18 protein-coding genes and 1 pseudogene are annotated in these 23044 nt (G+C 69.2%); 7 read left to right on the forward strand and 12 right to left on the reverse strand.

All coding sequences use genetic code 11. The features are described 5' to 3' along the window. Nucleotides 1-82: 82 nt before the first annotated feature. The 9 genes and pseudogenes from ACGFIG_RS24755 to ACGFIG_RS24795 all read right to left on the reverse strand — a co-directional run bounded on the left by ACGFIG_RS24755 (nucleotide 83) and on the right by ACGFIG_RS24795 (nucleotide 11095). A complete protein-coding gene (locus ACGFIG_RS24755) occupies nucleotides 83-1609 on the reverse strand; it encodes a hypothetical protein (RefSeq protein ID WP_393006666.1) in 1527 nt (508 codons plus the stop codon). Between the two features lie 785 nt (nucleotides 1610-2394). Further along, nucleotides 2395-2592: pseudogene (locus tag ACGFIG_RS24760) on the reverse strand (hypothetical protein); the annotation flags it as partial. A gap of 206 nt (nucleotides 2593-2798) precedes the next feature. Further along, nucleotides 2799-3776, reverse strand: coding sequence for a dTDP-glucose 4,6-dehydratase (gene rfbB, locus ACGFIG_RS24765; protein ID WP_393006668.1), 978 nt, complete (start codon nucleotides 3774-3776; stop codon nucleotides 2799-2801). A gap of 247 nt (nucleotides 3777-4023) precedes the next feature. Beyond that, nucleotides 4024-5385, reverse strand: coding sequence for a nucleotide disphospho-sugar-binding domain-containing protein (locus ACGFIG_RS24770; RefSeq protein WP_393006670.1), 1362 nt, complete (start codon nucleotides 5383-5385; stop codon nucleotides 4024-4026). A 10-nt stretch (nucleotides 5386-5395) separates the two neighbouring features. After that, nucleotides 5396-6628, reverse strand: a complete 1233-nt coding sequence (locus ACGFIG_RS24775; protein WP_393006672.1) for a class I SAM-dependent methyltransferase — start codon at nucleotides 6626-6628, stop codon at nucleotides 5396-5398. Nucleotides 6629-7130: 502 nt separating this feature from the next. Next, entirely contained in the window at nucleotides 7131-7718 is a 588-nt protein-coding gene (locus ACGFIG_RS24780) for a dihydrofolate reductase family protein (protein ID WP_393006674.1), read from the reverse strand. A gap of 260 nt (nucleotides 7719-7978) precedes the next feature. After that, nucleotides 7979-9190 carry an RNA polymerase sigma factor gene (locus tag ACGFIG_RS24785; protein WP_393006676.1) on the reverse strand — a complete coding sequence of 404 codons (1212 nt, stop codon included), beginning with the start codon at nucleotides 9188-9190 and terminating at the stop codon, nucleotides 7979-7981. Further along, the gene (locus ACGFIG_RS24790) at nucleotides 9187-9585 is read right to left on the reverse strand and encodes a YciI family protein (protein ID WP_393006678.1); all 399 of its coding nucleotides are present in this window, start codon (nucleotides 9583-9585) and stop codon (nucleotides 9187-9189) included. Before ACGFIG_RS24790 ends, ACGFIG_RS24785 begins: the two co-directional genes overlap by 4 nt. Before the next feature lie 331 nt (nucleotides 9586-9916). Continuing rightward, a complete protein-coding gene (locus ACGFIG_RS24795) occupies nucleotides 9917-11095 on the reverse strand; it encodes an acyltransferase family protein (protein ID WP_393006680.1) in 1179 nt (392 codons plus the stop codon). 376 nt (nucleotides 11096-11471) lie between these two features. Between ACGFIG_RS24795 and ACGFIG_RS24800 the strand changes: the two genes are divergently transcribed. Continuing rightward, the gene (locus ACGFIG_RS24800; protein ID WP_393006682.1) at nucleotides 11472-12734 is read left to right on the forward strand and encodes a cytochrome P450; all 1263 of its coding nucleotides are present in this window, start codon (nucleotides 11472-11474) and stop codon (nucleotides 12732-12734) included. On the opposite strand, the gene ACGFIG_RS24805 is transcribed toward ACGFIG_RS24800, so the two are convergent. Continuing rightward, the gene (locus ACGFIG_RS24805; RefSeq protein WP_393006684.1) at nucleotides 12715-12837 is read right to left on the reverse strand and encodes a hypothetical protein; all 123 of its coding nucleotides are present in this window, start codon (nucleotides 12835-12837) and stop codon (nucleotides 12715-12717) included. The genes ACGFIG_RS24800 and ACGFIG_RS24805 overlap by 20 nt on opposite strands. A gap of 576 nt (nucleotides 12838-13413) precedes the next feature. On the opposite strand from ACGFIG_RS24805, the gene ACGFIG_RS24810 reads away from it, so the two are divergent. After that, complete coding sequence (locus ACGFIG_RS24810; protein WP_393006686.1) at nucleotides 13414-15045, forward strand: MFS transporter; 1632 nt, start codon at nucleotides 13414-13416, stop codon at nucleotides 15043-15045. Between the two features lie 406 nt (nucleotides 15046-15451). On the opposite strand, the gene ACGFIG_RS24815 is transcribed toward ACGFIG_RS24810, so the two are convergent. Continuing rightward, nucleotides 15452-15931: an SgcJ/EcaC family oxidoreductase gene (locus ACGFIG_RS24815; protein ID WP_393006688.1), complete on the reverse strand. Its 480-nt coding sequence runs from the start codon at nucleotides 15929-15931 to the stop codon at nucleotides 15452-15454. A gap of 456 nt (nucleotides 15932-16387) precedes the next feature. On the opposite strand from ACGFIG_RS24815, the gene tpx reads away from it, so the two are divergent. The 5 genes from tpx (at nucleotide 16388) to ACGFIG_RS24840 (ending at nucleotide 21637) form a co-directional block, all read left to right on the forward strand. Next, nucleotides 16388-16915 carry a thiol peroxidase gene (tpx, locus tag ACGFIG_RS24820; RefSeq protein ID WP_393006690.1) on the forward strand — a complete coding sequence of 176 codons (528 nt, stop codon included), beginning with the start codon at nucleotides 16388-16390 and terminating at the stop codon, nucleotides 16913-16915. 352 nt (nucleotides 16916-17267) lie between these two features. Next, entirely contained in the window at nucleotides 17268-17756 is a 489-nt protein-coding gene (locus ACGFIG_RS24825; RefSeq protein ID WP_393006692.1) for an SgcJ/EcaC family oxidoreductase, read from the forward strand. Between the two features lie 38 nt (nucleotides 17757-17794). Further along, nucleotides 17795-18250 (forward strand): SgcJ/EcaC family oxidoreductase, encoded by a 456-nt coding sequence (locus tag ACGFIG_RS24830; RefSeq protein WP_393006694.1) that lies wholly within the window; start codon nucleotides 17795-17797, stop codon nucleotides 18248-18250. Between the two features lie 195 nt (nucleotides 18251-18445). Beyond that, nucleotides 18446-19744, forward strand: coding sequence for an aspartate aminotransferase family protein (locus ACGFIG_RS24835; protein WP_393006847.1), 1299 nt, complete (start codon nucleotides 18446-18448; stop codon nucleotides 19742-19744). A 336-nt stretch (nucleotides 19745-20080) separates the two neighbouring features. Continuing rightward, complete coding sequence (locus tag ACGFIG_RS24840; protein WP_393006696.1) at nucleotides 20081-21637, forward strand: GMC family oxidoreductase; 1557 nt, start codon at nucleotides 20081-20083, stop codon at nucleotides 21635-21637. Nucleotides 21638-21820: 183 nt separating this feature from the next. On the opposite strand, the gene ACGFIG_RS24845 is transcribed toward ACGFIG_RS24840, so the two are convergent. Beyond that, nucleotides 21821-22984 carry an epoxide hydrolase family protein gene (locus ACGFIG_RS24845; protein ID WP_393006698.1) on the reverse strand — a complete coding sequence of 388 codons (1164 nt, stop codon included), beginning with the start codon at nucleotides 22982-22984 and terminating at the stop codon, nucleotides 21821-21823. Nucleotides 22985-23044: the final 60 nt, after the last annotated feature.

Below are 23044 nucleotides of genomic sequence, written 5' to 3' on the forward strand. Positions count from 1 at the left end.
AGGAGACGATCCGCGCGGTCCAGCTGTCACCGGTGTCGGGCGGGGACACCTGGTCCCCGCCCGACACGGCCATCTTTCGCGTCTAACGCAGCACGCTGTCGCTGACCACGAACAGCAGGCCATGTGGCCGGGCCTCGCCCACCGAGCCGTGCGGCCATTTCTGGCGGTTGAAGTTGAGGCACTCGGCGCCGTTCACCTCGTCCCGGAACGAGGTGTCCATCGACACCTCACCGCTTGCACTGAAGTCGTACATGCAGATCCGGTGGTCGCCATCGAGCAGCGGGGAGACGAAATAGTTGGCCGACGCTATCCGGCTCAGCCCGCCGTTCTCACGGTAGATGCCGTCCCGGCCGCGGGTGAAGTTGTCCATGGCCCCCCAGTGCGGGCCGACGCCGGCGAACGTGGAAACGGTGTCACGGACCGGCATCACCCCGGTCAGCGCCGGGCAGTCAGACTCGTGCCCGCCAGCGGTCACTTCCTCGATCTCGTCGATCTTGCACTTCGGATTGTTGCCGGAGGCCAGCAGCTTCTGGATGTCCAGCACGTACACCATCCCGGTCTGTGCGTCCCGGGGCAGGCGCCAGTCGGCACCCATCACCGTGTGCACCAGGAACCGGTCGTCCGGGGTGACCCAGAGCCAACTGCCGCCACTGTTGGACCCGCTGAGCAGGCCGGACGTGTCGAACTTCCGATACGCCGTGCTGTCGTCGAAGACCTCGCGCCACTCCGGGTCCGGCTTGGTGATGTCCGGCGTGTAGTAGACGGCCCCACCCGCCATGGTCGACGCGAACGCGCCGCGGTGCCGAGGCTGGTGGGTGACCGCGGGCTCCATCACCATTCGGGGCTCGGCGAACGCGGGTTCATCCACCCGCGGGCCGTCGGGCAGCCGGGAAACCGACTTCAGTTTCGGCCGGTTGCGGTTGGTGATGTCGAAGATCCGCACCGTGTCGCGCAACCAGAGCGGATCGATCTCCGGGGTCGGCGGATTGAGATTGTTCTTGATCTCGGTGTAGTCGGTCACCACCATCCGGTTGAGATCCTCCCGCACCGCGATGCCGTGCGGGTTAGCGCACGTCGCCTTCTCAAGGGCCGGGTAGTTGTGACACTTGGTCGGATCCTCGCCGTACGGCAGTGCGGTCGCGATCTCCGATATGGTCCTGCCGTCCTTGCCGATCCGGACTATCTCTCCCGGAGAGCCCGCGTAGCCGTTACCGACCCGCACCTGGCCGTCGGAGTAGGTGCAGGGCCCGGGGACGTTCGGGCCGCCCATGTAGCTGGCGTAGGCGGTGCCGTCACTGAGCACCGCGAAGGCGTCCGGCGCCGAACCGCACGGAGTGTCGGCCGGCAGGTTGACTCCGGTAATCCTCAGCACCGGCAGTCGGCTCGCGTCGAGCACGAAAACCGTGTCCGAGAAGATGCCGCCGGCGTAGATCCGCTGGCCTTTGTGCCAGACGTACTGCATGTGGTGCGGTTCGTTCTGCCGCTGCGGGCCGAATGTCGCCGTGTTGACCACGCGACCGTAGCTGCGGGAGCCCTTGGTGGCGTCGATGACCGCGAGGAAGTCCTTGGCGTCGGGATTGGCGGCATCCACCGCACCGGACCAGGCCAACAACCACTTCCGCGGGCCGCCACGGAACGCGTCGACGGTCAGGTGGTTGGTGACGGTGTAGATCGTCCCGTCGGATCCCCGCACCCCGGAGGACTGCTCCGAGATCGCGTTCGCCGGGCCCGGCGGACCGAGCAGCGTGGCGACCATCGACCCGAGCATCACGAGGGCACCGATCCGCCTGGCGCGTCTCCTGAACGGAGTTCGGGCGGGCCCGGCCCCCTCCACGGCGGTGCCATCGCGCCTGCCGCCCGCTCTGGTCGAGCGACCGGCACCGAATCTGTAGATTGTCACGGGCTTCGTCCTATCGTGAGTGCTGATGGCGACTACTGCCTGGTCGCTGCGGCAACAGCGGCGGTCAGGACCATTTCCGAATCAGGGCGCGTCGCCGCTACGCATCGTGCCGCGATTCTCACCAAGCGTGGTCATCGTGCGCAGGCTCCTCCTCGGCCGATCACCGTCGGCGGCATACGGGCTTTCTGTCAGAGACTTCCTGAGAATGCTCGTATCCCCGAGGAACGGCCGCATCTCTGAGATTGCGGAGAATTCGCGGACAGCGGCGGTTATCGCCAACTAGCCGGACGATTCGCGCGTGAACCGGTGTCCTTTCCGCCGGCCGTGATCATTCCTGCAATTCTTGGCTACGCAGCTGGCGTCGACCGGCCGATCCGCATCGTCGGCCTGTTGTCCGCATCGTCGGACTGTCGAGATGACGAGCCCGAGTCGGCTGGCGTCGTGGCGGGTCAGGCCACAAGCAGACGGAGACCGAGTTCCGCCGTGTCGAGATCGACCGCGTCGGCCAGCTCGGTCAGCGAAGGCCGGCCGACCACGAGGCTCGCGACCTCGGGCAGGTAGTCGCGGGTGAGCCAGAACCGCCGAAGCCAACGCGCATCGCCCAGCGCTGCCCAGACCTGCGCGGCGATCCGCGGCTCGGTCCGCCGCGTCACCGTGTAGGCGGCACCGATGGTGTCGTACAACTGCGCGCCGGACATGTCGCTGCCTCTCTGGCCGGCACGCACCCCGCACCGCGCCGGTGGCCGGGTGTCACTGCCCCTGATGCTCCGTCACCGGGGCGCCACTCCACCACATCGACGGGCCCTTCATCGAGATGCTGCCGTCCGTGAGGCGCCGCTCGCCGCCGTGCTCGCCCCGGCGGCACGGTGCTCGCCCGGTCCCGGGTTCGCCGCCGTGCTCACACCGCGGGGTCGCGGCGCAGCGGCTGCCACCACTGCGGGTTGTCGCGGTACCAGGCGACCGTCGCGGCCAGGCCTTCGGCAAACGCGACCCGGGGCGTGTAGCCGAGGGCGCGCAGCTTCGCGTCGTTGATCGAATACCGCCGGTCGTGACCCGGGCGGTCGGGCACCGCGCGGATGCGCTCCGGGCCGGCACCGCAGATCTCCAGCAGCAGGTGTGTCAGCTGGCGGTTGGTCAACTCCTGCCCGCCGCCGATGTTGTAGACCTCACCCGGCTGTCCCTGCTCGAGCACCAGGTGGATGCCCCTGCAGTGGTCGTCCACGTGCAGCCAGTCGCGCACGTTCAGGCCGTCGCCGTACAGCGGAACCGTCTCTCCCCGCAGGAGATTGGTCACGAACAGCGGAACGATCTTCTCAGGGTGCTGGTAGGGGCCGTAGTTGTTGCTGCACCGGGTCACTCTGACGTCCAGGCCGTAGGTGCGGGCGAACGCCCGGGCCAGCAGGTCGGCGCCCGCCTTCGCCGACGCGTAGGGGGAGTTGGGCAGCAGCGGGCTCTCCTCCGTCCACGAGCCGGAGTCGATCGAACCGTAGACCTCGTCGGTCGAGACGTGGACCACCCGCGGCACGCACGCGTCCATCGCCGCCTGCAGCACCCCGGCGGTGCCGACCACGTTCGTCTGCACGAAGGCGTCCGCGCTGGTGATCGACCGGTCGACGTGCGTCTCGGCGGCGAAGTTGACCACGGCGTCGTGGCCCGGCATCAGCTCCGCGAGCAGCCGGGCGTCGCAGATGTCGCCGTGGACGAAGGTGAACCCGGGATGGTCGCGCACCGGGGCGAGATTCTCCAGGTTGCCCGCGTACGTGAGTTTGTCGAGCGCGGTGACCTGTACGCCGGAGTCTCCGTAGGCGCCGGAGAGGAGATTCCGGACGTAGTTCGAGCCGATGAAACCGGCCGCCCCGGTGATGAGCAAGCGCATTCTTACCCTCCTCAAGATGCCGGACCGGGACTGCGCCGGCCGGGACGCAACGGCAGGCGTGCGCCGCGCGGACTCCCGTCGGCCCGCTGCGAGGCGAAGGCCGCAAGGAGGGTCAACCGTACGGCGACCGTACGCCTCGTTCCCCGGCTGGACGGCGGCGGTCGCGTGTCGCGCGGACCGCCGCCGCCGAGCCGGTGTGTCTCCCGCCGTACGAGGGCCCTGCCCGAGGGCACGTCGGCGTGGTGGGTCAGTGCGCCGCGGATTCCGGTTGCCGGTGCCGGGCGACCATCCGCTCCAGGATAGGAACGAATTCGGCCGGACTGGGCGTGGCCAGCAGGTCGTTGTGCATCCGCGCGACGCCCTGCCGGAACGAGGGCTCGGTCAGCACCCGCATGATCTGCTCGCGCATCTCGTCGACGGACGGCTTGCTGACGTCAATGATCAACCCCGCGCCGGTTTCCGTGAGGTACCTGGACAGGGCGGGCCCCAGGCTGTACCGGGAGCGGCCCATCCGACCTCCCAGGGCGGTCGCCGAGATCTCGTTGCCGACGAAGTCGAGCACGAGTTGCGGCACGCAGTTCGCCACCGCGGGCATGACGGTGCCCATACCGCCGTGGTGGATCAGCAGCGAACAGGTCGGCATCAGCTGGTTGAGCGGGACGAAGTCGAACACCCGGACGTTGTCCGGGATCTTGGACACCGCCCCCAGCTGGGTCTTGTTCAGCGTGGCGATGACCTCGACGTCCAACGTGGACAGGGCTTCCAGCAGGGCCGGGATGTGGGCCCAGCCGCCCTCCATGAACAGTCGTTCGGACAGGCCGAGCGAGACGGCCACCCGCGGGCGCGCCGGAACCGGGTACATCCAGTCCGGCATGACCTCCTGCCGCGCATGCGGGATCCACCGCATCGACAACGTCTGCGCCGACACCTCCGGCCCCACCGCCGCCGGCTGCTGATTGACGGTCCACTGCCCGAACAGCAGCTCGTCGTCGATCTCGACGCCGTACCGGTCGGCCAGCGGCCGTACGGTCTCGACCAGCGGGTTCTCCACCGACGGGCCACCGGGCCTGCTGGTTACCTCGGTGAACCTGTCGATGCTGCGGCAGAACACGTCGGGTGCGGTCCACCAGCGCGCCTGGACGGCGCCGCTGGCCCGGGCCGCGACCGCCGCGCCGGGGATGCAGGGGTCCCAGAGCACCAGATCCGGCTTCCAGGTCCGGGTGAACTCCACCAGGCCGTCCATCGCGGGCATCGGCTCGCCGGGGTCGCCCTTGTACGGGATGAAGTCCCACATCGCAGGCAGGTAGAACTGGGTGAGGACATCCCAGTGCTCACGGTCCGGATCGTCGGGTCCGAAGGCCATGGCCTCGGTGACGCGAGCCAGCTCCGCGCGCTCCTCCGGGTAGGGCCGTCCCGGGCCCATCGGTATCGGCATGCTGTTCGGGTCACACCACGAAACCGGAGTGAGCCCCATCGACGCCGTTGACTCCGCGATGGACGCGTGGGAGACGACACAGACCTCGTGCCCCGCGGCCTTGAGCGCCCACGCGAGTGGAACCAACGGATACAAGTGTGCGGCCGCCGGCCAAATGACGAATACCACCCGCATCAAAGACTCCTTACGGCTCGCTGAGGACTTGGGGCTCGGGCAACGGAACGACGAACTTCCCGCGGAATCCTTCTGCGCGCAGCCGGGCAGACAGTTCATCCAGGATGTGCCAGGAGAACAGGATGGCGTAGTCCGGCTGATCCGGCCCGCACAGCTCCTCCTGCGAGATGACCGGAATGTGGACGCCAGGGAAGAGCCGGCCGATCTTGAGGGGACTGATCTCCGAGACGACGCTGATGTCCGCGGGTCCCAGCGAGCAGTAGTTGAGCAGGGTCACCGCACGGGCGGGGCAGGACGAGCCGGCGATCCGCGATCCGTCGCCGGCCAACTTTCTGACCAGGTGTCGGAAGCGGTCCCGGTGGTCCTCCACGCGGGCCGCGAACTCCCGGTAGGTCGCCTCGTCGGTGAGCTTCTGCGCGTCTTCCGCGCGGCGGAGTTCGGTGACGGAATCGCGGATCTGGTGCGCGCCCTTGAAACCGGCGTAGACGCGGACGGAGCCACCGTGGGTGTCGACGAGCTCGACATGGAAGACTTCGAGACCGTGCAGTCCGAAAACGTGCTGCAACGCGGTCAAGGAGTAGTACCGCGAGTGCTCGTGGTAGGCGAAGTCGTACTGCAACGTCCGCAGCATCTCCGGCAGGTAGTGCGACTCCGACACGAACATCCCGTCGGCTTCCAGGATCGTGCACAACCCGTCCAGGAAATCGCGCAGGTTCGTGACGTGGGCGAACGTGTTGGTGGCCACCACGATGTTCGCCGGCCGGGAGCTGGACATCATCCGCTGGGCGAGCTCCGCGCTGAAGTAGTCGGTGACGACCGGCGATCCGTTCGGCGACACCGAACCGCACGGATCGACGCCGAGCACGTTGAAGCCGCGCTCGGCCAGCGCGTCCAGCAGACTTCCGTCGTTGCTGCCGATCTCGATGACCCGGCGGCGCCGCGGATCGGGGTCCTGTTGCGCGGCCAGTACGGCCGCCAGTTCCACCAGGTGCTCACGGAAGCCCTTGGTGAGTCCGGCGAGGTGGTGGTAGTCGCCGGAGAAGAGAACACGCTCACTGACCGGTTCCATCACCTGGACCAGGCTGCACCGCGGGCAGAATCCGAGATCCAGTGGCCAGGTCTGTTCGGTCCGGGCCTCCTCGTGATTTTCCGGAAATACGCAAGCGGGCTGTTCGCCGAGTGACAGGAACTTGGTAACCGGGACGTCTCGGCAGGTCTGACAAAGCGTCCTGTCATCACCCACAGATGATCTCCTAACATAGGGGCGGACCGCTGTCTCGTCAGTTGTATCGCGGGGCCGTCGGCTTCGGCATCCTCACGATTGCGGTCCATGCTGGCGCCCGCGAACGGTGCGGATGACAACGCAGCGGACATCCCCGGAAACAGGCTCATTCTGTTTCCGGAGTCGCCGCTGTCGGCGGCAGTGGTCAGATCGTCTGGGTATGGGGTGGCGCGGACGATGCGGGTTGTCTGTCCGCTGGTCGGGGAAAGCCGGTCCGTTGTCACGCGGCGTGGGCGTCGTGGCAATCGCTCGTGTCACTCGCACTACTGCCACGGATATGGACGACGTCCATGGACCTGTCCGACCACGAGGAGTTCCCTCGTGGTCGGACAGAATCCCATTTGGAGGCCATTGTCGACTCCGGAGCCGACCCGATTTCAGGACGGCGGCGAGGTGTTCGGGAAGCGTCCTGCCCGCCACCGGCGACGGATACGCCGAACACCTCGCCACACGTCGTCGGCGCTCAGGACTTCTGCTGCACCCCGTACTGCAGGAGCACGGTGTCAAAGCCGTCGAACGTGCGCACGCCCAGTCGCCGCAGCGACACCGGGTGCTCGAACAGCGGAGTGCCACCGGCGAGAGCGGCCGGGCCGAGCAGCAGGTGAAGCTCGTCGACCAGCCCCTGCTCGAGCAGCCCGTTCCACGTGGTGCGGCTGGCCCACGTGACGATCTCCTTGCCGTCCTGCTCCTTCAGCCTGGCGATCTCCTTGGGGGCGTCCGCCTGGGAGACGATCCGGGTGTTGTGCGCCCACGGGTGACCGGCCCCCGGCGGGGTGGCGTGGTCGGAGATGACCACCTTGTCGACGACGTTGTAGAGCTTGGAGAACTCCCGGTCGGCCTCGAAGGCGGAGGGGTCGTCGGCGACGCTCGGCCAGTAACCCGAGAACATGGCGTAGGAGTTGCCCCCGAGCAGCACGGTGTCGGCCGCCTGCATCCGCTCAAGGTTGTACGAACCGAAACAGTTCTCCATCGGCACGGCCATCAGGTCGTGCCCAGGGCCCTCGTAGAAGCCGTCCATCGACACAGCGCTCACCACGATGAACTTGCGCATGCGAATCCCCTCCTCGTTGATCGTTCTGTGGCCGGTCGCAGCGGCGGCCGCAGCTACACGACCTCGCCTCCGCCCAGCCGTCCTGGCTTTCGTGTGTAGGACGGAGCGGCGGAGCGGAATTCGACATCGTCGGAGTGGCCGGCGCGAGTTTGACCGCCCGGTCCCGACCTGGCCCGTCGTCGTACCGCCGCTCGGCCCCGGGCCGCCCCGCCGTCGTGGCGCCTCCCGACCGGGCAGCCCGCGTCGCCCGAGCACGCGGATCAACCACTGAGCCGGGCGGCCTGGGAGATCAGGTACTGCCGTTCGGGCAGGCTGGTGGTGCGGTCGGCGGCTGCCCGGTAGTGGGTGGCCGCGGCCTTGGTGTCGCCGAGCATCTCACGCAGATGTCCGCGTACCGCGTCGAGCCGGTACTGGTCGCCCAGTTGTTCGTCCAGGGGTTCCAGGAGCTTCAGGCCGGTCTCCGGACCGTGCACCATCGCCGCCGCGACAGCCATGTTGAGCGTCACGATCGGGTTGCCCGACAGCCGTTCCAATATCTCGTACACGGCGAGGATCTGCGGCCACGCGGTCTCCGCAGCGGTGGGGGCCTGGGCGTGCACGGCCGCGATGGCCGCCTCCAACTGGTACACGCCGATCTGCCCCCGTGACATGGCCTCCACCACCAGAGCGACGCCTTCGGTGATGAGCAGGCGGTTCCACCGGCTGCGGTCCTGCTCGTCCAGTGGGATCAGCTCGCCGTTCGCCCCGGTGCGGGCGGGCCGGCGCGCGTCGGTGAGCAGCATCAGGGCCAGCAGACCGGTGACCTCACCGTTGTCGGGCAACTGGGAGTGGAGCATCCGGGTCAGCCGGATCGCCTCGTCGGACAGGTCGGCCCGGTGCAGCTCGGTGCCGTTGCTGCTCGTGTAGCCCTCGTTGAACAGCAGGTAGAGCACTCGTAGCACCGAGTTCAGCCGCTGGGTGTAATCCTCGCCGGCCGGCATCGTGAACGACACGTTCGAGGCCTTGAGCCGTTGCTTCGCCCGGCTGATCCGCTGCCCCATCGTCTTCTCGGGCACCAGGAACGCCTTGGCGATCTCGGCGGTCGTCAGCCCGGCGATCGCCCGCAGCGTCAACGCGATCGCGGACGCCGGCGTCAGGACGGGATGGCAGCACATGAACAGCAGCGTGAGGGTGTCGTCCTGGCCGGAGATCTCCACGGCCGGTGGTTCGAGACGGGCCACGGCCTGTTCGCGGCGGCGTCTGGCCTGGGTGCTGCGGATCTGGTCGGTCATCTTGCGCATGGCCGTCTGGATCAGCCAGCTGCGCGGACTGTCGGGGAGACCGTCCTTCGGCCAGTGCAGGGCGGCCGACAGCGACGCCTCCTGCACCGCGTCCTCGGCCGTGTCGAAGTCACCGGTCCGGTGGACGAGGACGCCCAACACCTGCGGTGCGAGCTCGCGGAGCAGTTCCTCCAAGCGCCTGGCGTGACTCATAGTGCGGCGATTACGCAACCCATCACTTGGCGTACCTCGATCCGTTGCCGGATCGGCCGACCGCCCGGGCCGGGCGCCGCCGACACCTGCGCGGCGATCTCGATCGCGCGGGCTTCGGAATCGACGTCGATGATCCGGTAACCGGCGAGGAGTTCCTTGAACTCCGGAAACGGACCGTCGGTGACCACCGAGGCGCCTGTGCCGTCGGAGGTGACGAACTTGGCCATTTCCGGGCCGGTGAGGCTCTGGACATCCACCAGCTCACCAAGTTCGGTGAGACGCCGGTTCAGTTCGTTCTGGAACTTCAGATGGGCTTCGACGTCCTCGGCGGGCCAGTTCGCCATCGGCTCGACGCCCTCCGTGCCTGGATAGTTCTGCAGCAACAAGAACTTCATGTCTGCACCTCCCACGGATGATGGCCGCACCTCTGGCAAGTGTCGGTGACGCTACCACCCCGACCGGCGTCGAGCCGGGAACGCGCGCTTCGGTATTCGTCGAACGGTGGGCTCGATCTTGGAGCCGGCTACCGATTGGCGCGCCAGCGTCGCCTTTCGATCGTCCACGGGTACCGGTGGACGGTGCTGCCGACTCCAACGGCCACCGGTATTCGACCGAATACCGGTGGCCGTCCGAGTCGGGCGTCCCGCAGGACCGGCGAACCGTCTTCTCGCCTGCCGGCCGACAGGCGGCTACGGACCCTGGACGCCGGAGACGTCCCGGCGAAACTCACGCACTTCCGGAGAGTTGTGGACTCGGGGCCGTGCGGGGGCGGCTCCACCGGCGCATCATAGGCATCTCCACGAACCGGTGCAGCAACCAGCCGCCGAGGATGGACAGCGCGAGCAGACCGATTATGACCAGGACGGCGGTCGGCGTGTCGAACTTTCCGCCACCCGTCACATGGCGGATGTAGAAGACCGTCACCGTCTGGCACATGTAGAAACCAAAGGAGATGTTGCCGAGCCAGACGGCGAGCCTGCTCCGCAGTCCCGTCGGCGCGCCACGCATGTCCGCATCCGCGAACGTCGCCAGGAGCACGCCGATCGGAATGAGCGTGGTCACGTTGAAGGTGAGCTGCGCCGGAACGAAGTAGGTGGCGACGTAACCGAGCACCATGAACCCGACCGCGAGCAGCGGATTGATCCGGATCCACTTCCCGGCGAGGACGATCCTGGCCAGGATCGCGCCGAACGCGAACTCGAACATCCGCCCGGCCGGGAAGAGGTAACCCCACCAGAACTGCACGTCGCCCACCGGCGTGAAGCCGCTGCTGCGAGTCGAGAGGAAGAGCGTGGCGATCATCTGGAAGGCGACGAGCCCGGCGAACAGCGCCGCCGCGGTGATCCACATCTGGCGTACGGACATTCGCAGGATCGGACGGATGAGCAGGGGGAGGGTGACGTAGAAGAGCAACTCGCTGCAGAGCGACCAGGACGGGGTGTTGATGCTCTGGCTGATCGAGAAGTCGGGGAACCACGCGTGCACCAGGAACAGGTTGGGCAGCCACGTCTTCCAACTGGCCACCCCGCCCGCGAAGAGCAGCATCACCAGCGCCCACATCACCACGTGGGTGGGGAAGATCTTCACCAGCCTGCGCCGGATGAAGGCTCGCGCCGAGCTGTCAGGTCTCGCCGACCAGGACAGCACGAAACCGCTCAGCACGAAGAAGAAGGAGACCCCCACGAAGCCGCCGTTGCTGAAGGCGTACGCGTACGATTGCGCGATGTCGGGGTTGGCGAACGGATTGATCCCCGGACCGGTGAGGTCGACAGGGTTCACCACCACTGCGGTATGGAAAAGAAACACCAGTAGGGCGGCGAAGAACCGCAGCCCGGTCAGTGAGTCGAGTTTCCTAGGCGCCCTTACGTCCTGAGGTTCAGGGGCGACTCGCACAGCTTCGGCCATGCCGGTTTCTCTCCCTTCAATTTGTCGGGTTTCCGGGTCCGGTGGAGGCACCGGCGCCGGCCGTCACCCTCGGTGAGTCCCGCTCAACCTCGCGGCCACCACCGCGCCCGCCGTGCCGGCGGGCCGCCGTGGCGTTCTCATGCCTGGTCAGGCCCCCTTCCCGGACCTGAACACCGTGCTCACACTGTTCACTCGCCGCACCGGGGTCGCATCTTCCGATGTGCGCTGCGTTGCGCACTCTGGAAGATGCGCATCCGCACCGGGTCAGGCGACAGTTGCCTGCCAGTACGTTCGAGGTTCCATCCAGCAACCTGCGGGTTCAGCGGGCGTGGCCTCTGGATGACCGGTTGATTTTGGGCACGAGGAGGCTGAACGAATGACCGTCCCCGTTGAACTCGGCGCGATCGATCTCTCCGACAACGACTTCTGGACCGAGTCGATCGAGTACCGGCATGCCGCGTTCGAGGCGCTGCGCGCCCAGCCCGGGCTGCCGTTCTTCGCCTCCCCGGAGTTCGGCTCGGCGCCGCGCGGTCGCGGATACTACGCGCTGACCAGGATGGACGAGATTCTGTTCGTGAGCCGCAACCCTGCCACGTTCATCTCCGGCAAGGGAAACGTCGCGATGGACCTGCCGGTCGAGTTCCTCGAGCAGTCGCTGATCACGATGGACGATCCCCGGCACGCCAGACTGCGGCGCATCGTCTCCCGGGGCTTCACCACCAAGGCGATCGCGGCGCTCACCGACAACGTGACCCTGATGGCCAAGGACATCGTCGACGAGGTGGTCGAGCGGGGCGAGTGCGACGCGGTCGCCGAGATCTCGGCGAAGCTGCCGCTGCGCGTCATCTGCACCATGATGGGCATCCCGGACTCGCAGCAGCAGTTCGTGTTCGAGCAGACCAACGCCATGCTCGGCGTCCAGGACCCGGAATACGTCGGGGAACAGGACGACGCCATGCTCGCGATGAACAAGGCGAGCCAGGAACTGGCCAACCTGATGCACGAGCTGGCCGCCCACCGCGCCACGAACCCCGCCGACGACCTGATCTCCAAGCTGCTCAACGCCGAGATCAACGGCGAGGCGCTTACGCCCTCGGAGCTGACCCACTTCTTCATCCTGCTCACCGGCGCCGGGACCGAGACCACCCGCAACGCGATCACGTGGGGGATCCATCTGCTCACCAAGTTCCCCGAGCAACGCGAGGCCTGGCTCTCCGACATCGACGGGGTGACCCCGACCGCGGTCGAGGAGATAGTCCGCTGGTGCTCACCGGTGATCTCCCAGCGGCGCACCGTCGCCGAGGACGCCGAGCCGATGGAGATCGCCGGCCAACCTCTGGGCCCGGGTGACAAGGTGGTGATGTTCTACTGGGCCGCCAACCGCGACCCGCGCTACTTCGAGAAGCCCGAGTCCTTCGATGTGCGGCGCTCGCCGAACCCGCAGGTCGGCTACGGCGGGCCGGGCCCGCACTTCTGCCTTGGCGCGCACCTCGCCCGCCTGGAGATCAACGTGATGTTCCGCGAGCTGCTGACCCGCATCCCGGACATCCACGCCACGGGGGAACCGGCGCGGCTGAAGTCGCCGCTCATCAACGGGATCAAGCGCCTGCCGGTGGCGTTCACCCCCGGCGCGCGCTGACCGTCGCCTCGCTTTCGCCGTAGCCGTAGCCGTAGCCGTCGCCCTGGCCGTCGCCGGGTGGCGAGCCGCCGCAGGTCGGCCACGTCGCCGTCGCGGTCTTCACCCATCGGCGCTCCTCGTCGCGGCCGAGGAGCGCCGATGCAGGGCGATCGCGCGGAGAGCGAGCCGGATCGCGTACGGGTACGGATCGGTGGACCTCCCGGGCAGCGTCCGGTCAGCCTCTCGTGGGAGCGCGGCCCCGTGCGGCCGTGGGCGCGTGTGGCACTCCGGGCGGGGTCCGCCGGACCGGATGCCCCCGGGACACGGCACGTCCCGTCATCCGGTTCCGGATCGATGTCGAAAACCGGTTCTCGGCTCCGTCCTACCCACAAAGACCGTCACGACGGATGAGCAGAGGGTGAACAGCCCTCCGCCCCGGGCCCGCCCGAGCCCGGGAACGTGACCGTACGAGGGGTGGATGACCGATGCGCGAGCTCGTCGCCGCGAACGTCGAGTCGTTCGGCGGCGTCCACGAGGGCCGGCGAACAGCGTCCCGGCCCTGCCGATGGACGACTCCTTCGACCACCTCGAACGGATCAACGCCTGCCGTCGCCGTCTTTGGTTGGCAGCCGGCCCGCTGACTCCGCGCCCGTACGCGTGACACGGCTGGATCGGCGACCGATTAGGGAGAGGTTCCTTCATGAGTACCGTTACGTCAGCCCAGGCCCAGACCGATGACCGGGCTGGTCCCCGGCAATGGATAGCACTGGCCGTACTTGCCCTGCCGTCCTTGCTGCTGTCCCTCGATCTGAGCGTCCTGTTCCTGGCGCTGCCGCACCTGAGCGCGGACCTGGGAGCCAGCAGCTCGGAGCTGCTGTGGATCGGGGACATCTATGGCTTCATGGTCGCCGGGTTCCTCATCACGATGGGCGCCCTCGGTGACCGGATCGGCCGCCGCAAGCTGCTGCTGCTCGGCGCGGCCTCGTTCGCCGTGGCCTCGGTGGTGGCCGCGTACGCCACGAGCCCGGAGATGCTGATCGCCTCCCGGGCGCTGATGGGCATCGCCGGCGCCACCATCCAGCCCTGCACCCTCGGCCTGATCAGCAACATGTTCCGCAACGCCAAGCAGCGGACGGTCGCCATCAGCCTCTGGATGACCTGCTTCATGGTGGGTCTGGCGCTCGGCCCCTTCGTCGGCGGGGTGATGCTCCAGTTCTTCTGGTGGGGCTCGGTGTTCCTCCTGGCTGTACCGGTCATGGTCCTGCTCCTCGCGACCGCGCCGGTCCTGCTTCCCGAATTCCGCGACAGCCAGCCCGGCAGGGTCGACCTGCTCAGTGTGGCCCTCTCCCTCGGCACCATCCTGCCGGTCATCTACGGCCTCAAGCAGGTGGTCACCGACGGCCTGACCTGGCCGACCGTCCTGTCCGTCGTCGTGGGCCTCGCCATCGGCGTGGTGTTCGTCCGCCGGCAGCGCGCCCTGGCCGACCCGCTGTTCGACCTTCGCCTGCTCGGCAACCGGGCGGTCAGCGGCGCGCTCGGCACCCTGCTGTTCGCCGGGGTCGCCGTCAGCGGCATCCTCCTGTTCTTCACCCAGTACCTGCAACTGGTGAAGGGACTGCCGCCGTTTCGTACGGGCCTGCTGATCATTCCGTACACCATCGGGGTGATCGCCGGATCCCTGCTCTCCCCGGGCCTCGCGCAGCGCATTCGCCCGGGGACCGTCGTCGCGGGTGGCCTGGCGATCGGCACGCTCGGGTTCCTGCTGGTCAGCCAGGTCCAGAACCTGCCCGGACTGACCCTCACCGAGATCGGTCTCGTCATCGCCTGCGGCGGCGTGGCACCCGTGTACGTACTGGGCACGGACCTGGTCGTCGGGTCCGCTCCGCCGGAGCGGGCCGGATCCGCGGCGTCGCTGGCGATGACCGGCGGTGAGGTCGGCACGGCCCTGGGCATCGCCGTCCTCGGCAGCGTCGGGACCGCCGTCTACCGCAACGAGATCGCCGACACGATGCCCGCGGACGTTCCGTCCAGTGCCGCGCAGTCCGCCAACGACACCCTGGCAAGCGCCGTCGAGGTGGCCGCAGGGCTGCCCGGAGCACTCGGAGCGGACCTTCTCGAGGCCGCACGCGACGCCTTCACGGACGCGTTCGTCGCCGTCGCCGTCGTCAACGCCGTCATGGTCGCCCTGCTCGCCATCGTCGTCGCCGCCGTACTCCGGCACATTCCTCCGACCGGCTCGAACGCGAAGGCGACGACGCCGACCGAGCCGACCGCCGAGGAGGCCAGGAACGGCCAGCCGGCAACGGTGGCAGGCGAGGCGTCCGGCGACTGACAGCGTAACCCGGTCGAGCCCGCCAGGAGGGCCGGTTGGTGTCGGGGTGGGAGGGCGCCCACCCCGACCGTACCGGTGCTCCTGGCGGCGGCTGGTCGGGAGACGTCCAGACAGGCATCTGTCGCGTGCCACTCCGGTCGGCCGCACCTGCCGACGCCGGCGTGACGGCCCAGGGCACGCGCGGATGCCGGCACAGAGCTGGGCGGGCCGGGGACGCGCCGCGGCGCAGCGGCTCACCCGGACGGCAAGCAAGTCTTCTACGAGGGGCGGACAGCACCGCCGGCCGCCACCAGCGTGGTGACGGCCGGCTCGTGCGGCAACTGGGTGGGTCGCCCGGCTCTCCCCGGGTGCGCTGGTCACCCCGCAGCGCGGGCAGACCGACCCGGGCGCGGAGGAGCGGTGCGGGTCAGCCGTAGATGGGGCTCGACTGGTGGGACATCAGCTGCCAGTCGTCGCCCTGCCGGACGACGACCCAGACGGCGCGGATCTGCCGCTCCCGTGCGGTCTCGGTCTCGCCCGGCATGCGGATACCGCCCTCGGTGACCAGGACCGCGGCGTCGTCGCTGAGGAAGGTCACCGAGATGGGCCAGCCCTTGACCGAGGCGCCCCGCAACGGACCATCGAATCCGGCGGACATGTAGGCGTGGATCTCGTCGCGCCCCCGCAGCTGGTTGTCCTGCATCAGCAGGCTGCCGTTGGGCGCGAAGACCCGGGCGAACGCGTCGGCGTCGTTGTGCAGCCAGGCGTCCTGGATCCGCATCGGCACGGTCAGCGCCGCCTTCTCCCGTTCCTCCAGGAAGGGGCCGTAGTAGGACGTGTCCTCCTCGACCCCGGCGGCGGCCAGGATCGCGGCGGCGGTGCCGGGCATTGACGCGGTGCTGGGCACGATGGGCTCCTGTTCGTGACGGCGGATCCCGCCCTCGCGACGCGGCCGGCGGCCCGTCGCGCGGCCACCCTCGCCGGCCTGGTCCAGCGTCCGGGTGCCGGGCGCTGTGCGGCCCGGCGACGGGTGACGCGCCCGAGGCGGGCGGGCCGCCTCGGAACGCAATCGTCGGCCCGCCGGCGCGACGTCCGCACCTTCTGTATTGCCCCGCGCCGAGCGCCTGGTCGACGGTGCGGGGCGCCAGCGTCTCGGCGTCGGCCTCGCCCCGTATCGCCGCGATGCTGACGCCGGTCGCGCCGTGGCGGCCGGGGAGGGCACGGGCAGAGGTGCGGCGTTACCGGGGGCGCGGGGATGCTGCTGGAGCGCCGCCGGGGCCGGCGGTACGAGGAGGTCCACCCGGCTGCACGGGCACCGCCTGTGCCGAAGCAATCGGGCCGTCCGGATGACAGGAGACGCGTGATGACTACCGATCTGGCACGTACCGGGGCGGTGACCTTCCGGGGCCGCCCGGTCACCCTCGCCGGCAGCGAGGTGAAGGTGGGGGACCCCGCGCCCGGGTTCACCGTTCTCAACAGCGACTTCTCCCCGTTGGGGCTGGACTTCGCGCCGGGCTCGGTCCGGATCCTCTCGGCGGTGCCGTCGCTGGACACCGACGTCTGTGACCAGCAGACCCGGCGGTTCCACGAGGAGGCCACGGCCCTCGACGGGGTCGCCGCGCTGACCGTGTCGGTGGACCTGCCCTTCGCGCAGGCGCGTTGGTGCGGGGGGAGCGGCCTGGAACGGGTCCGGACCGCCTCGGATCACCGGGATCTGTCCTTCGGGCTGGCGTACGGCGTGGTGGTGGCCGAGTTCCGGCTGCTGGCCCGTGCGGTGTTCGTGGTCGACCAGGCCGATCAGCTCGTGCACGTGCAGTACGTTCCGGAGATCGGCGCGCACCCCGACTACGAGCGGGCGCTCGCCGCCGCCCGTTCGGCGCTGACCCGCTGACAAGCTCAACCGTCGAACCGCTCCCGCTGACCCGCTGACCCGCTGACCCGCTGGTCCGCTGGTCCGGCTGGCCCGCTGCGGGCCCGCTGCGGGCCTGCGCCGTTCCGACACCAGCCGACGGTCGTCTGCCGGCCACACCACCCGGTCGACGACAGGCCGGCAGCTGCCACCCGCCAAGGGGCCGCCATCACCGCGATGGCGGCCCCTGCGCGTGTTAACCAGGGCCGCCCTCGGCCGGAACGCCACCGTCCGCGGTGCCATCTCGCCCCGTGCGCTCCTGCCGCAATCGCAGAGAAGCTTCGCCGTCACGGAGAGATACATCATGGCGGAGCAAGGTCGATCGACGGAGGAGATGACCGTGTCCACAGCGACCTCGGCGCCCGGCGTGGCGAACGACAAGGCAGCCCTAGACGCCTATTACGGCGAGTTCACCGGCGAGAAGGAGAAGGAGGCGCTCAGCGTTCCGCTGCGTCTCGTCGCCGCCTGGGCCCGCAACGACGCCGACGGCGTCGCCGACGTCTTCACCGAGGACGGGATCCTCATCCTGCCCGGTGACGTGTACAAGAAGAGCCGCGAGGAGATCCGGGCCTTCATGGCCGCCGCCTACGCGGGCCCGTTCAAGAACAGCGGCGTGACCGGTCGGCCGGTGGACGTCCGCTTCATCGGTGACGACATCGCGCTGCTGCGCACCCACGGCGGCATCCTGGCCGAGGGCGAGACGGAGATCTCGCCGGAGCTGGCCGTCCGGTCCACCTGGGTCGTCGTCAAGCGCGACGGCGAGTGGAAGCTCGCCGCCTACCAGAACAGCCCTCGGGGTGCCGGCGCGACGCTGCGCTGGTGATCCCACTGCCCGACAAGCACATCCCGGAAGGAGAGACGATGGAGTCAAAATCGGCGGTGCTCGTCGATCAGGCGAAGAAGTGGGCGACCCATTACGGCGCGTTCACGAAGGGACCCGAGGGCGCCGCGCTGAGCGCTCCGCTGCGGGTGCGGGGAGCGTGGGACCGCAACGACGCGGCCGGCGTCGCGGACGCGTTCACCGCCAACGGCAGCATGCTGCTCGGTGACGAGCAGATGCGGGGCCGCGAGGCCATCCAGGCGTACCTCGGCGAGGCCTTCGCCGGGGGCCTGGCGGGCTCGCGGATCGAGGACGAGCCCGGTGACATCTTCTTCATCGACCCCGACACGGCGCTGGTGATCTCGACCGGCGGCATCGTGTCGAAGGGGGAGAGCAGCCTGTCGGCCAGCCAGCGGCAGCGCGTCTCCTGGCTGGTCGTCCGCGACAACGGCGAGTGGAGACTCTTCTCCTACCAGAGCAGCCCGATCAAGGGCTGATCCGCCACGGCGGGCCGGCCGGGACGCCGACGTGCGGACCCCGCAACGAAACGGGGGCCGGCCGGCCCGCTCCAATCATTCATCGGTGCTGTTCAGGTGAGGGAAAACGTGACCATCAACCAGTTGTTTGCCACATTGTCCAAAGCCGACGCCGACGAACTGGAGGCTCTCGACCGTCGCCACCTGATCCGCTCGATGCACCGGGGGGACATCGCCGACCGGGTGGTCATCGTCCGCGGCAAGGGGTGCACCGTCTGGGACTCGCGCGGTGAGGAACTGCTCGACGCCGCCGGCGGCGGGGTCTGGCACTCGCCGCTCGGCCACGGCCGCGAGGACCTCGCCGAGGTCGCGGCCCAGCAGATCCGGGAGCTGGAGTTCTTCACCAGCCTGCTGGAGTTCTCCAACGACAAGGCGATCCACCTCGCCGCCCGGCTGACCGAACTGGCTCCGGCCGGCATCGAGCGGGCGATGTTCTCCAGCGGCGGTTCCGAGGCGGTGGAGACCGCGATCAAGGCGGCCAGGCTCTACCACTTCCGCCGCGGCGAGCCGGACCGTACCTGGATCATCGGTCGTCACTACGCCTTCCACGGGGCCGCGTACGGCAGCGGCACGCTGACCGGTTTCCCGCCCATGCAGCACGGCGTCGGCCCGAACCTGCCCCACGTCGAGAAGGTCTCGCCGCCGTACCTGTACCGGGCGGCGCAGATGTACGGCGACACCGACCCGACCGACTGGCTGATCCAGGAGCTGGAGCAGACGATCGAGCGGATCGGCCCGGGCAACGTCGCCGCCTTCGTCGGTGAGCCGATCATGGCCGGTGGCGGCGTCCTCACCCCGCCCGAGGACTACTGGCCGCGGGTCCGGGAACTGCTCACCCGCCACGGCATCCTGCTGATCGCCGACGAGGTCGTCACCGCCTTCGGGCGTACCGGTGCGTGGTTCGACTCGCCCCAGCGGGACCTGAAGCCCGACATGATCACCATGGCGAAGGGGATGGCGGGCGGCTACGCGCCGCTCGGCGCCACGCTGATGACCGACGACATCGCCGAGACGCTCATCGGCCACGGCGGCTTCTTCCACGGCTACACCTTCCAGGGCCACCCGGTCGCCTGCGCGTTGGGCCTGGCGACGATCGACGTCATCGAGCGCGAGGGCCTGCTCAACAACGCCCTCGCCATCGGCGACTGGTTCCGTGCCGGCCTGTCGCCGGCGACCAGCCTCCCGGTGGTCGGCGACGTGCGGGTCGAGGGTTCGTTGGCCGCCGTCGAGCTGGTGGTCGACCGGCAGACCCAGCAGCCGATGGAGTGGCCCACGGTGGATCAGGTGGCCTTCGAGGTCCGCCGGGCCCACGGCGTCATCGCCCGGCCGTACGGGCACAACCTGGTGCTCGCGCCGCCGCTGGTGATGACCGAGCAGGAGGCCCGCCGGACCACCGACGCCGTCGTCGAGGTGCTCTCGCGCACCACCGCCGACGGCCGCATCGCACCGCGCTGAGTCCGGCTCTTCGACAGTCCCGCAGGGCCTTCCGCCCCGGCGTCCGATCCCGCGATCGTGGAGCGGGTCCGCCTGCACCCCAGCGGATCCGCTCCACCGCTCCGACGTGCCCGCTCCACCGCTCCGACGTGCCCGCGCTGTCGTGCGTGCGCCGTCGTCATCCGACGAGCCGGGCCTTTTCCGCCGTGCTGCCGGCTCTTCGTACCTGCCGCCGGCAGCCGGTGTCGAGCGCGACCCCGACCGCGTGGCGTCGCCGAGAGAGCACTTCCACGCGCAGCTTCGGGCCACTCCCGAGGCTGCATCCCGCTGATCCATCATCCCCTCAAGGAGATTGGCATGTACGACTACGTGATCGTCGGTGCAGGTTCTGCGGGATGCGTTCTCGCGGCCCGGCTCAGCGAAGACCCGGACGTCAAGGTCTGCCTGATCGAGGCGGGAGGGCCGGACAGCGTGCCGAACATCCAGATCCCGGCGATGTTCGGTGAGCTGATGCGCACCAAGTGCGACTGGGACTACGACTCGCACGAGGAGCCGCGACTCGGCAACCGGCGGATCTTCCTGCCGCGCGGACGCGTACTCGGCGGCACCAGTTCGATCAACGCGATGCTCTACATCCGCGGCAACAAGCTCGACTACGACGGCTGGAACCAGCCCGGCTGGAGCTACGAGGAGCTGCTGCCGTACTTCAAGCGCTCGGAGGACAATGAGCGGGGCGAGTCGCGCTACCACGGCGTCGGCGGGCCGATGAGCGTCTCGGACAGCCGCTCGAGGAACCCGATGTCCACCGCCCTCATCGAGGCCGCCCAGCAGGCCGGCCACCCCGCCAACGAGGACTTCAACGGGGCCGGCCAGGACGGCTTCGGCTACTTCCAGCTGACCCAGCGCGACGGACGACGGTGCAGCACCGCCAAGGCGTACCTGCACCCGGCGTTGAACCGGCCCAACCTCACCCTGGAGACGCACCTGGAGGTGCACCGGGTGCTCATCGAGAACGGCCGCGCCGTCGGCGTAGTCGGTGAGCGGCTGGACCAGCCGATCACCATCCGGGCCGAGCGGGAGGTCATCCTCAGCTCCGGCGCGTACAACTCGCCGAAGCTGCTGATGCACTCCGGCATCGGCAACGGCGAGATGCTCAGCCGGCTGGGCCTGCCCGTGCTCGTCGACAACCCGCAGGTCGGCCAGAACCTCCAGGACCACGCCTTCGTGCCGCTGATCTTCACCCACGACGAGCCGGTCAGCCTGATGATCGCGGAGGACCCGAAGTACCACCGGGAGTTCGAGGAGCAGGGCACCGGCCCGCTGACCTCCAACGGCCCCGAATGTGGCGGCTTCGTGCGTACCCGCTCGGGTCTGGAGGCGCCCGACGTCGTCTACTTCTCCGGTCCGCTGATCTTCCCGGACAGCGGGCTGAGCATGCCGAACGGGCACGGCATCACCTACGGCCCGGTCATGCTGACCCCGCGCAGCCGGGGCCAGATCACGCTGATCGCCAACGACCCGACCACCAAGCCGAAGATCGAGCACCGGTACTACACGGACGAGGACGACCTGGTCACGGCGGTGGAGGGGGTGCGGATCGCCATGGACATCGCCAGCCAGCAGGCGCTCAAGCTCTACACCACGACCCGCCACCAGGCGCCGGAGTCCGGCTCGGACGCCGACATCCGGGCCTTCGTCCGCCGGCGGACGCACTCGATCTTCCACGCCTCCGGCACCTGCGCCCTCGGCGAGGTCGTGGACGCCGAACTGAAGGTGCGCGGGGTGGAGGGCCTGCGGGTCGCCGACGTCTCGATCATGCCCAAGGTCGGCCGCGGCGCGCCCAACGCCTCGGCGATCATGATCGGCGAGAAGGCCGCCGCGCTCATCACCGATTCGGTGCCCGTCGCGGCGTGACGCCCCGGGCCGAGCGGCCCGCCGGGACTGCTCCCGGCGGGCCGCCGCCTGTTGCTGCCGCTCCCGGTCCGCTCGCTGGGCCCGACCGTCTCGTCGCACCCGGTGCCGGCTACGGGGAGACGCCCCGATACGCAACGGCCACGGGCCCGCCGGGAACGGCGGGCCCGTGGCCGGGGCGGGTGGTCAGGAGCGCAGCGAGGCGGCGAAGCCGCGCAGGTCCTCGACGAACGGTCCGGCCTGCTCCATCGGGCCGAAGTGGCCGCCCTTCTCGAACGTCGTCCAGCGCCGGATGGTCGACGTCTCCAGCCCGCCGAAGGCGCGGAACGGCGGGGCCGGGTCGTGCGGGAAGAAGCCCACCGCGACCGGCACCTCGATCGGCTCGCTCGGCACGCCGGGGGTGAACAGGGCGCCCAGCGCCATGCCGGACTCGTAGTAGAGCTGCAGGGCCGACCCCGCGGTGTTGGTCAGCCAGTGGATGCTGACGTTGGTCAGCAGCCGGTCCCGGTCGATGACGTCCTCCGGCGACTTGGCGGCCCGGTTCCACTCGTGGAACTTCTCGACGATCCAGCTGAGCTGGCCGACGGGCGAGTCGTTGAGGGCGTACGCCAGCGTCCAGGGCCGGGTGGTCTGGAGCCTCAGGTAGGCGGAGAGCTCGCTGTTGAACCAGGACATCGAGACCTGGTCGAGCTCGGCCAACTCCGGCTCGGACATGCCGGTCAGGCCGACGGCGTCCTGGGACGGCACGGTCGGCCAGGAGATGTGCACGCCGGCCACGTGCTCCTTGTCCACCCGGGCCAGGTCCAGCGAGATGATCGAGCCCCAGTCGCCGCCGGCGGAGAGGTACGACGAGTAGCCGAGGCGCCGCATCAGCTCCGCCCACGCGCTGGCCACCCGGGTGGTGGTCCAACCGGACTCGCGCAGCGGGCCGGAGAAGCCGTAGCCGGGGATCGACGGGATGACCAGGTGGAAGGCCTGGCCCGGGTCCCCGTCGTGCGCCCGCGGGTCACTCAGCGGGCCGATCATGTCGAGGAACTCGACGATCGAGCCGGGCCAACTGTGCGTGAGCAGCAGCGGCCGGGCGTCCGGCTCGGGGGAGGTGACGTGCAGGAAGTGCACGTTGGCGCCGTCGATCTCCGTGACGAACTGCGGGTACTGGTTGATCTCGCGTTCGGCGGCCCGCCAGTCGTAGCGGTGCTGCCAGTGCTCGGCCAGCTCGCGCAGGTAGCCGAGGGGAGTGCCGCGCTCCCACCCGGGGCTGGCGTAGGCGTCCGGCCAGCGGGTGGCCGCGATCCGGCGGCGCAGATCGTCCAGTTGGGGCTCGGGAATGTCGATCCGAGTGGGCTTCATGGGCCAACCTCTCCTCACGCAGGATGACGACCCGTCTACGGTGGGTCGAAATCAGGCTCA

This window comes from Micromonospora sp. NPDC049048 (assembly GCF_043197615.1).
GTDB lineage: Bacteria > Actinomycetota > Actinomycetes > Mycobacteriales > Micromonosporaceae > Micromonospora.